Source organism: Lysinibacillus sp. NPDC096212 (assembly GCF_044763105.1).
Classification (GTDB): domain Bacteria; phylum Bacillota; class Bacilli; order Bacillales_A; family Planococcaceae; genus Lysinibacillus.
On record NZ_JBIWFQ010000057.1, the window covers coordinates 1 to 9963 of the forward strand.

Annotated in this window: 8 protein-coding genes and 4 pseudogenes; 6 read left to right on the top strand and 6 right to left on the bottom strand. The window is 34.9% G+C overall.

Features of this window, described 5'->3' with window-relative positions:
• Positions 1 to 463: 463 nt before the first annotated feature.
• Positions 464 to 610, top strand: coding sequence for a hypothetical protein (locus ACIQ7T_RS27655; RefSeq protein WP_402875260.1), 147 nt, complete (start codon positions 464 to 466; stop codon positions 608 to 610).
• 119 nt (positions 611 to 729) lie between these two features.
• Positions 730 to 1143 (top strand): YhfM domain-containing protein, encoded by a 414-nt coding sequence (locus ACIQ7T_RS27660; protein ID WP_402875263.1) that lies wholly within the window; start codon positions 730 to 732, stop codon positions 1141 to 1143.
• Between the two features lie 142 nt (positions 1144 to 1285).
• Here ACIQ7T_RS27660 and ACIQ7T_RS27665 read toward each other — a convergent pair.
• Positions 1286 to 2523: pseudogene (locus tag ACIQ7T_RS27665) on the bottom strand (IS110 family RNA-guided transposase).
• Between the two features lie 560 nt (positions 2524 to 3083).
• A complete protein-coding gene (locus ACIQ7T_RS27670; protein ID WP_402875266.1) occupies positions 3084 to 3590 on the bottom strand; it encodes a DinB family protein in 507 nt (168 codons plus the stop codon).
• Positions 3591 to 3930: 340 nt separating this feature from the next.
• Here ACIQ7T_RS27670 and ACIQ7T_RS27675 point away from each other — a divergent pair, with 340 nt between their 5' ends.
• Together ACIQ7T_RS27675 and ACIQ7T_RS28005 are read left to right on the top strand one after the other, a co-directional pair.
• Positions 3931 to 4317: a hypothetical protein gene (locus tag ACIQ7T_RS27675; protein WP_402875269.1), complete on the top strand. Its 387-nt coding sequence runs from the start codon at positions 3931 to 3933 to the stop codon at positions 4315 to 4317.
• Positions 4318 to 4625: 308 nt separating this feature from the next.
• Positions 4626 to 4846, top strand: a pseudogene (locus tag ACIQ7T_RS28005) (helix-turn-helix domain-containing protein); the annotation flags it as partial.
• A 12-nt stretch (positions 4847 to 4858) separates the two neighbouring features.
• Here ACIQ7T_RS28005 and ACIQ7T_RS27685 read toward each other — a convergent pair.
• From ACIQ7T_RS27685 to xerA, 4 genes and pseudogenes are all read right to left on the bottom strand, one after another.
• A pseudogene (locus tag ACIQ7T_RS27685) lies at positions 4859 to 5038 on the bottom strand (cytidine deaminase); the annotation flags it as partial.
• A gap of 123 nt (positions 5039 to 5161) precedes the next feature.
• Positions 5162 to 6073 (bottom strand): glycine betaine ABC transporter substrate-binding protein, encoded by a 912-nt coding sequence (locus tag ACIQ7T_RS27690; protein WP_402875272.1) that lies wholly within the window; start codon positions 6071 to 6073, stop codon positions 5162 to 5164.
• Between the two features lie 476 nt (positions 6074 to 6549).
• Positions 6550 to 6814: pseudogene (locus ACIQ7T_RS27695) on the bottom strand (IS110 family transposase); the annotation flags it as partial.
• Between the two features lie 253 nt (positions 6815 to 7067).
• Positions 7068 to 7907: a site-specific tyrosine recombinase/integron integrase gene (xerA, locus tag ACIQ7T_RS27700; RefSeq protein WP_402875275.1), complete on the bottom strand. Its 840-nt coding sequence runs from the start codon at positions 7905 to 7907 to the stop codon at positions 7068 to 7070.
• A 388-nt stretch (positions 7908 to 8295) separates the two neighbouring features.
• Between xerA and ACIQ7T_RS27705 the strand changes: the two genes are divergently transcribed.
• Together ACIQ7T_RS27705 and ACIQ7T_RS27710 are read left to right on the top strand one after the other, a co-directional pair.
• Positions 8296 to 8922 carry a TetR/AcrR family transcriptional regulator gene (locus ACIQ7T_RS27705; RefSeq protein WP_402875278.1) on the top strand — a complete coding sequence of 209 codons (627 nt, stop codon included), beginning with the start codon at positions 8296 to 8298 and terminating at the stop codon, positions 8920 to 8922.
• 84 nt (positions 8923 to 9006) lie between these two features.
• A complete protein-coding gene (locus ACIQ7T_RS27710) occupies positions 9007 to 9645 on the top strand; it encodes an NAD(P)-dependent oxidoreductase (RefSeq protein WP_402875281.1) in 639 nt (212 codons plus the stop codon).
• Positions 9646 to 9963: the final 318 nt, after the last annotated feature.

Consider the following 9963-nt stretch of genomic DNA (forward strand, 5'->3'; position numbering starts at 1 on the left):
TTATTCCGCTCCGACATCTTTTTTCTCATTATAAACAAAAGTACCCTATAGGATAGACTTTTTTCAAAGTGTCTATCTTATAGGGTACAGTTTAAGTAGCGATAGTAGCCTGTATTAACAAACTGCTTCATTGGATTTATGCTTTATTAAATAGAAAAGAAACTTTCTTGGATATAGCGTAATTAACGGTTATAAGTAATAAAGAGAAAACCTTCCAAAAGGTTTTTGGAGGGCTATTTGTCATGCTCAAAATAGTATAACATAAGGTTAATTAGAATTTTAGAGAAAAATATTGACATCCTATTAGCTGGTTTTGTTTAATTAGAGCAATCGCTTTTTCATTAACGGGGCAGAAGAGTTAAAGAAGAACATCACTGAATGGACAATATATATATTGTTTCCTTAGAGGAAAATAATGTTAAAATTAAATCACCAAGCTATATGTTGCCGGAGGGGATTTTTAGTGTTGAGATTTGTTGATGACTTAGCAGGTGCTATATATGATATTTTTAAATTTATTATAAGGTCGATTAGCTATTTACTTGCAGGGGCGATAATTGTTGCAGTTCCAATGTATTTGATAGTTTGGATATTCGGTTTATTTCAGTAATCATATTCAACTAACCCGTGCTTTACTTCAAGAGGATTCCACAGAAATCCCATCGTTTTCTTCTCAACTAACGATGCAGTTTAGTGCTATAAGAAAATACTATACGAGGGGGGAACAGGTTGAAAAAAATAATATTATTTTTTTCTCTACTAGGTGTTTTGTTAGTTACTTCGAGTTGCTTGAATGAAATGGTTGGGCAAAAAATAACTGTGCAGAAACGAACTGGTGAAGATAATATTTTTGAAGATTTTAAAGAAGTCAATCAAAGAAAACAGGTGGAAAAAGCAATAGATATAGTAAAAAATGCTGATTGGGAAAATAAAAAAGTAGAAATGACAAGCTATGCTGATTACCAATTTCAATTTCCATTTAAGAACAATAGCGAAAACAAAATAGCCTCTTATTCACTTTGGATTAGCATAAGTGGTGAAAATTTAGAAATTGTTACGAATAGCGATAGATATGTGAAATTAACAGAGCAAGATTCAGCAAATCTATATGAGATTTTAACTGGAGAAGAATTAATAAAGTAATTCTTTTTCTTGTATACTATACAACTAAACCAGCTAATAGATTGTCAATAAAAATCTTTTAAATTAAAAAACACTAAAAAGCGCAACTCAAATAACCCTTCGAATTCAAATTGGAAGGTTTTCGTTAAAATTGAAAATGTTGTTACTGTATTGTTTCTTGGAATGGTGTTTTCGTTTTTAACATGGCATAAATCCAGTGTAAAAGCTTATTAGCGCAAGCAATTATAGCTACTTTATATGGTTTGCCTCTTTTCGTTTTAAATCATAGAAAGCTCGTAACCGCTTATTTCGTGCTATAGTTTCAGGTGTTGTTTTCTTTTTCCGACTATCTCGAATAGAACAACGAACAGCTGTATAAAGCATGTGGCGAAGCCTAGCCGAGCCGCGTTTAGTAATGTGATTTTTCGTGCCTTTAAAGCGACCTGATTCAAACACACTGGGATCTAGTCCTGCAAAGGCTACTAACTTTTTCGGATGATTAAACCGATCAATTTCTCCGATTTCTGAAATAATCGTTGCAGCGATTTTTTCACCAATACCGGGAATTGATTGGAGTAATTCATATTCTTCAAGTTGTGCCGCTAACTCTTCAATCTCACGCTCCAACGTAGAAAGTTGTTGGTGGTACACTTGCAGTAAATCAATATACATATTCAAACTGATTAGAAGACTTTGATAAAGAGTTGATTGAAATGGATTGCGTTCTGCGGCTTCGATTAATTTTTCGGATCTTTCAAGCGCCCAATTAAACGAACGTGCTTTGCAATGTGTATCAATGAATTGTGCGATCTTTTCTACACCTGCTTCTTTAACTGATTCAGAAGTAGGGTAAGCTTGTAAAGTTTTTATGGAAATCCCAGCGTATAAATCGCCAAAAACTCCTTTGTACTCAGGGAATATTTGATCTAATACGGCTTGAAATTGAAGCTTTGTTTGAATCATAATTCCAGTCATATTTTCATGTTGTCTAGTTAGATGCCGAAGGTTTAATAACTGTACACCACGCTTTTTCTGAGGCGCTAAATCCTCTTTGTAATACAGTTCGCCTAAGTGATAAGCATCAATGGCATCTGTTTTGGTTTTTCGCAAGCTAGAACTTTTTGCTCGGTAAGATACCAGTGGATTTACGATAATGACAATGTATTCTCTTGCTTCTAAAAACTGTACAACTGGTGCATGATAGTGACCCGTTGATTCCAAAACAACAGGTGGCTTCATCTCTGTTTGACGCTCTAAATCTAATAAATAAGAGTGTAACTCTTCCAATCCATCCACCGTATGATCAACTTTCACGCTGCTTTTATAGGGCATTTTTTTATCCAAGAACATTTGAACCTGACTTTCACCTTTTGCGACATCCAGACTAACTACTGGATTCATAGTTTATCTCCTCCTAAGGTAGTGTATTGACCGGTAACCTCTATCTAGCTTGTTATTCATATCTTCGCTTGTTATACGAGATCGTAATGTCCCAACCAGCCTAATCATGTGTTAACAAGTAGAGGGCGAACAGTTTAGTTGTCGGGATCCAATCCCACGGGTGCTTCCGTTCTACCCCGGCTACTATCAATCTATAAATTGAATAAAAAATAGTCAACCAGATTTACTCTGGCTGGCCTTATAATACGAACGGGTGCTTTACTTGAAGAACATTGTGTTGCATATGCAGCTCATTTTTTCTTATTGAACTCCCATGAAAGAACTTAATCACCTTTCATTTTCTGTGGTGTAGCGCTGGTTTTTGCGCTACATGGATGGCTAACGGGGCAGGTTTGTTTAAGACAGGTAAGCTAAGGGTTAAATGTACGGATATCATAGACGGGCATCACTTCATTCAACATTTACATTTGATGATTAGAAATGGGAAGGCAATACAGGAGAAAATCTGTCGGTAACAAATCGAAAACGACCTTTACAAAAAAACACTCCCGAAGGAGTGCTCACCGCTTTAGTTCAAAAAGGTAAAATCCATAGTCTGTGGAAACACCGGAATAACCCATTTGTCGGAGCATTGCGGTAATATTACCACGGTGATATGTACCGTGATTAACCACGTGCCTAACGAGATCCTTGTAATTGGCCCGCAACTCACCGAATTTAAGCGGATACTCAGATATTTCCTCTAAATCATCTTGGTGGTTCAAGATAAACTCTTCATATCGAGCCGCAATTTTAGCAAAATAAGCCTCAAAAGAGTTGAGCGTGGCATCTTTTACCTCTTCAAGTGAACTCGTCATCGCAGCATAGATTTCCTCAGGACTTTCATGGGACATTATGCTGAGCCAAGTATTATCCACAGAATAGATATGTGCTAATGCGTCGCCAATGGTAGGAAATACACTATTTAGTGGTTTACGGTACAGATCATCAGGAAGTTTCCTTAAATGTTCAAAAACTCTTTTATTAGCCCAAACATGGTAACGAAATAGTTCAAGCGTATCTTTCATTATATACCTCCTGGATCCTGATGTTTTTTCCAATAGTATGGTGTTCCATATATCGAAACGAATCCTTTAACTATTATGCACGATAAAATGGATCTTTCAACCATTATGCACGGACGTTCTTTCAGACGAATTCCATGACCATCCTTCTGTCGCTAACGGGTGCTTTAGTTGCATATGCAGCTCTTTTTTTATTCTTGAACTCCCATGAAAGAACTTAATCATCTTTCATTTTCTGTGGTGAAGAGCTGATTTTTGCGCTTCATGGATGGCTAACGGAGCAGGTGAATTGAATAAGATAAGGTATAAGGTTTGAATTTAATAGTGTAAAGGGGGTGGAAAAATGAAAAGACCTTTAGGAGTATCTTTAATTAGTTGTTTTTACATTTTCGGTGCAGTTGTATTGATTAACACAGCCATATTTTTTAATCAAGATGCAAATGAATTTGGCATAGCAGATAGGTTCGGTTTACCAAACTTTCCAGAACAGCTATTTAGGATTATATTGGCAGTTGTTTCCCTTATCATCATATATGGTTATATACGTTTAAAAAGATGGGGATTTTGGTTGATGATTTTATATTCATTAGGATTTGGGCTAATAAGCTATATTCTATTATTCTCATATAATCAACAGCCGTTTATTGGGAATTTTATTTGGTCAGTAATCGTTTTAATTTATACATTTTGTGTTAGAAAGTCCTTTTTCCACGTAGAAAAAAGTGTATAACTCACTTATATGCTAAACTGGTGAAAATTCAAACCAATAATTAAGGACTTTGTGAAGTATTGTACTTAAACTCCCATGAAAGAACGAAATAAACTTTCATTCTCTGTGGTGTATCGCTGGTTTTTGCCCTACATGGATGGCTAACGGGGTGCTTTTCTTGAAGATCATTGAGTTGCATATGCAGCTCTTTTTTTCTTTTGACGGATTGTAATATTAAGTGCAACACCCAGAAGTAAATATAAAAGAAGCCCATAACGACCTCGTGTAGAATGTAGTTACCACACAAACATTCAAATGGAGGAATCGTTATGAGCTATACCCATCTTACCCTATCAGAACGTGTAAAAATAGAAACATACCTGGAACTTGATTATCCGATTCGTAAAATAGCTAAACTCTTAAATCGTCAACCTTCTACGATTTCCAGAGAACTAAAACGCCACGCTGGTAGTACGGCTGAAGAAGCGAAATACGTTACCACCAAAATAGATCCAACTGTGGTGCCAAGTCAAAATGTACGCCAGAAGTTTGTTTTGATAAAACCATTTGATATTGCCGTAAAAATAGCGGTTCTCTCTGCACAATTAGTTGCACCTAGAGAAACATTTTCTACGTTTACTCAATTAATTACAGCTCCATCTTTTAGTAATAATGCTACTCCAACTGGGAATTTGGAATAGGGTACGTATGCCTTCGCTTTCATCTTACGTGCACTTTCCATTAATAACTCTAAAGTATCTTTAAAAGTGAAGATGCCTCGATGAGATAAACATCGAGGCATTTTTAGGGCTAAATATGTGAAAAGCTGTTTTCAGTTCAAAATTATTCAGTAGTTAACTTTTTATTACTTCTTAGGCTGTAAATCCTCAATTGAGTCAATGTCCATATATGCAGGAACTACAAATCCATTTTTTGTACCTTTTAAGTTCTCACCTAAATCAACTAAGTCATCCTTATATTTTTCATAAAAAGAGCTATGTGTTGTTGGTAACCAAGCAGCTACTGTTGCATCAGATACGCCTGTAGCGATAGCTTGAAACATAATTGCAGGATCTACAGGTGTGATTGTGACAGTGTATCCGAGTTCTTCAAATACAGCCTGTAATACACTACTCGAAGCTCTTTCTGAATCCCAAGGTGTTGAAGCTAATTCAATTTCTTTTCCGCTTACTTTTTTCGTATCTTTTGTCCACTCATTTACTTTGTCTTGGTTTTCTTCTATCCATTTGTCTGCTGCATCTTCAAATGAACTCGTTTGTGCTTCAAACATTACAGCTTCCATATCTTCTGGTTCCCAATAAAATCTATCCAAAATTGTATACGCATCCGGTAAGTCCTTTTCCAAGCCCTTACGCGCAAGTGTATTGATATTTTCCGATCCACCTAATGTCCCTTGAGGATCTTCTAAAAATTTCAAATCATAAGATGAAAACATCCAATGTGGTGTCCATCCGGTAATAATAATTGGATCTTCATTTCGAATAGCCTGCTCTAATGAACCTAACATCCCAGGTGTAGAACTTTGTTCAAGCTCCCAGCCTTTTAAGTTTTCATATTTCTCTATAGTATTTTCCGCCAGACCAGTCAACCCAGCTCCTGGTTCAATTCCTATAATCTTATAGTCCACTTGCTCCCCTATGCTTGGCGTAGTTCCTGTTGAATTGCCATTGTCTTTTTTGCTATCTCCATCTCCACAGCCTGTTAAAAGTAACGAAATAGCTAACCCTAAAGTGAGTCCTACAGATTTCAATTTCATCTTTTTTCATCCCCCTAGTTTGAAAACTTAGAGTTTTAGCGACTTCCTAAGAAACCCTTTATTAAAAATTTTTTACTCTGCTACCAAAAGTAACAACTTGATTTTAACCACAGGTTGTTACTTTTGTCAAACCACTTAATCTTTTAAATACCCATTTTTGCACGTTTACTAACATAATTCTTCACACAAAAAAAAGCCTTTAACGGCTCTCAGTTCTTTATTTTAAAAAAATAAAAATAGCCTATCCATAAGGTTATTTTTCCGTGAGACATTTCCATAATTTGTTTAATAAATAGAATGAATATATTAAAATGAAGGTAAAAGATGATATTGTTTACTAATTCCTAATAAAACGTAATTATTGGTTGGGGGATAAAAAATTGAACAGAAATTCAATAGCAAATATATTCTTTTTTACAGGAAGCATTTTGCTCATATTAAAATTACCATTTGTAATGGGGTATTCAGGGGTATGGAGGCTTTAATTCCTCTTTATAGAACAATTCACAAAGAAGATAGGCATCGATGGCATCCGTTTTTACTTTTCTCAAACTGATCCTCTTGCCTTATATGAAATTAACGGATTAATGATGATCAATAAATATCCTCGTTCTTCTAAATGATGTATGACAGGAGCACCATAATGTCCTGTAGCTTCTAAAATGATTGTAGGCTTCATACCAGCCTCGTTTTTTACAGGCTTTCTCCTTTTGAAATATCCAGACCAACGACTGGATTCATTCTTAATCTCCTCCTTAAGGTAAAGTTGTGATCACCTCTGATGGTGAGGTGAGAAATACAGATACACTTAGCGTTGAATGGAAGTTCTGTAATAAACTAATACAAAATAGTTAGTAATATCATTTATATTACTATAGGATGAGGATGGTTTTAATCTAGTTTCATTAGTGCAAAATGTGAACTGTTACACTTAAACTAACGGAGGCTTTAGTCAAGTGGAGCAAAGTCTTTTAAGACATTGCTCCTTTTACATTTAAAAGTACTTCTGATAATACTCTTTCCTTAGCCTCCCGCTTAATTGAGCGTAGATCCTAGTTGTTTCGCTTTTCTCATGCCCCATAAGACTTTGTATGACTTCTATGGGAGCTCCATTGTTCAACAAATGAGTTGCATAGCTGTGTCTAAGTTGGTGTGGATGAATTTCTTTATTGATTTCAGCACGATTGGATATCCGCTTGATGATGTATCGCATCTGGGCAACACTCATTTTATGTGGCTGCCTTACTGTCACAAAGATGGCGGGATTATTGTCAGTACGGCTTTCAATATAACGTTTAAGCCATATGTCACAACGCGTGTTAAAATAAACCTCCCTTTCCTTATCACCTTTTCCTCTAACGATTGCGGATTGATTGGACCAATTAATATGGTTCTTTTCTAACGCAACTATTTCTCCAATTCGGCAACCAGTAGAAAACATGAATTCGAAAATTGCTTTTTCCATTGCGGAATGACAGGATTCACGGAGGTGTTCAATCTCCCGTTCTGTTAAATACTTGGGTATCCGCTTACCTACTTTCGGTTCTTTAATTTTGGAAGTTGGATTCTTACTCAGGTATCCTTCTTCATGAGACCAACGAAAAAATGATTTCATAAAGCGGATACGGTGTGCAAGACTGGCTGGTTTTAAGTGCTTGCCGGATATATCAAGATATTCCTTCAGTTGATTGGTGTCAAGCAATTCCATCTCTATATCCTTAAAATAACCAATTAATAGAAAAGACTGTAACCGGTAGGCCTTCAGCGTTTGTGGCGAAAAGCCCTCTATTCGTTTATCTGCTTCAAACAAAGTCCATGCTTTTGACAGTAACAATTCCATTCCCCCTAAAATAGTAATATAAAAGGGATTATTGCCAACTTAATAGAATTCTAGACATAGGAGTGATTGTACTAATGGGCAGTTTTGTTGAAGAAGATAGCCAAATGAGAAGCAACAATCATTGAGAAAACAGCCTAATAAAAAGAATCCATTTTCTCAAAATGGATTCTTTTTATTGCACTAATTGTTACTTGTATCTAGTTCATTCTTGTTTTCAACCATCTTATCGGTTCTCTTCGTGATTAAAACAGTTTGCTCTTCAATAATAGTACCAATTTATACCCCTCCTTTTAATTGACATTTTGTTGATTATTCAATAAAATGTCGTATATAATGCTATTATGAGAAATATTACCAATCATACAAAAAAGGATGTGGAGAAGTGGCAAAAAATGTGGATTTACGTGTATTAAAGACGCAAAAGTTAATAAAGGAAGCTTTTATCTCCCTTATAGACAAAAAGGGGTTCGAATCTATTACAATTCAAGATGTTGCAGATGAGGCTTTTATTAATAGGGCAACATTTTATTTACATTACCAAGATAAATATGATCTACATGAAAAAATCAGCAACTCCTATTTGAATGAATTAATGGATGCAATAGATATTACCTTTCATTTTAAAAAAGGAGAGGTTAACGTCAATCGATTTAAAATCACATTAAGAAAAGTAATTGAAAATATCGAGAAGAACAAATTATTTTATCAAGTTATGTTAGGAACAAAAGGGGTACCTAATTTCACCAATAAGATTGAAAAACTATTATCAAACAATTTCAAGATTACTTTTACTTCTGTTTATGGGGACTTAGATCAATTGAAGGTTCCTATGGATTTGATACTCAGTTTTATCAGCTCCGCGTATATAGGTGTATTGAAGTGGTGGCTTAGTGATGAAGGCAGCACTTATTCAGTTGATTTTATAGTCGAACAGCTTACAACTTTAATTACAAAGGGTCCTATTAACGCTATAGGATATAAAATGATTTTTAATGAGGAAGATAATTAGATTAGATGGAGGGAAACTAATAATTTAATTGAAGCACCTAAAGTTCTCAAGGTAAATATTATTATATTCATTTGGAGGGGTATTATGGAGAATTCTCATAGAATAGCTATAATTGGTGGGACAGGAAAGGTTGGACGTTATATTGCTGCTAAAGCATTACAGAATGGGTACCAAGTTCGTATGCTTGTTAGAAATCCAGATAAGTTAACTTTAAGAGATGATAGGATTGAGATAGTAGAAGGGAATGTACAAAACTTTGAGGATATTCAAAAACTATTAAAGGATTGTCAAATAGTTATAAATACTTTTGGTCAGCCAATTAAGGAAGAGCCGATTTATAGCAGTGTAACTAAAAAAATACTTGAGATTATGGAAGATTTACAAATAGATCGTTATATTGGTGTTACAGGCGGTTCACTTACTATTAATGGAGATAAAAAAAGCATTATAAATAGAGTTGGAGCAAAAATATTTGAAATCATCTATTCTAAAATGATGGTAGATAGGAAAAAGGAATGGCATATTCTTAACGGTAATAAATTAATTAAATGGACACTAATTAGGCTTCCATTTATAGATAACGGCAATGAAATAGGATATATAAAAGAAAATCTTGTAGATATGCCCGGAACAAAAGTCACTAGTCAAGATATTGCGACTTTTATCATCAATCAAATTGAAAATCCAAAGTATGTACATAAGGTACCGTTTATCTCAAATTAATTTAACTAATTTAAGTATTGTTTAGGTAGCACAAGGCTTAAATGCTTAATTTAGGTTATTCCGCAATAGGACGTGATTGTTGAAGAAGCGTCGTAAACTCCCATGAAAGAACTTAATCATCTTTCATTTTCTGTGGTGTAGCGCTGGTTTTTGCGCTACATGGATGGCTAACGGGTGCTTTAATGGAGCAACGGAAAAAGCCTAATTTCTTAATTTTAATAAGTAAACTGTACCCTATAAGATAGACACTTTGAAAAAAGTCTATCCTATAGGGTACTTTTGTTTATAATGAGAAAAAAGATGTCGGAGCGGAATAAA